This is a genomic window from Shewanella sp. 10N.286.45.A1 (assembly GCF_041470405.1).
Lineage (GTDB): Bacteria > Pseudomonadota > Gammaproteobacteria > Enterobacterales > Shewanellaceae > Shewanella.
Genome location: NZ_JBFRMK010000293.1, coordinates 1 through 416 on the forward strand (window position 1 = coordinate 1; position 416 = coordinate 416).

General features: G+C 37.5%; 1 protein-coding gene. It reads right to left on the reverse strand.

Annotation, left to right across the window (positions count from 1 at the left end; all coding sequences use genetic code 11):
• Positions 1-30: 30 nt before the first annotated feature.
• The coding region (locus AB4238_RS19340) for a GNAT family N-acetyltransferase (RefSeq protein WP_372034912.1) at positions 31-416 on the reverse strand (386 nt) is incomplete at its 5' end.

Below are 416 nucleotides of genomic sequence, written 5' to 3' on the forward strand. Positions count from 1 at the left end.
AAATTGAAAAAACACCTTGGCTAAAGTCATTTAAGCAACTGGGAGGCTATATGAAAAGTACTCCGTATCTTTAATAAAACCAATCTTTTCATACAATGCTTGCGCGGCGTAATTATCAATAGCGGTACCGAGGTCAATTCGTACAGAGTGAGTACATTTTGCTAACTCTATAACGTTTTCAATCAACTTATTCGCGATACCTTGCTGCCGATGTGATGCACAGATAAATAGATCGTTAACAACGATCACTCTTGCTAATGAAACAGAAGAAAACGTGTGATAATTAAGCACAAATCCAACGGGTTCATTATCGCTATAGGCAATAAAGACTGTCGCTTCACCATTACCCAAACGCTCTTTTAAATAGTCACGATACTTAGTTGGTGCAGAAGCTTGCTTATAATACCAATTGCATT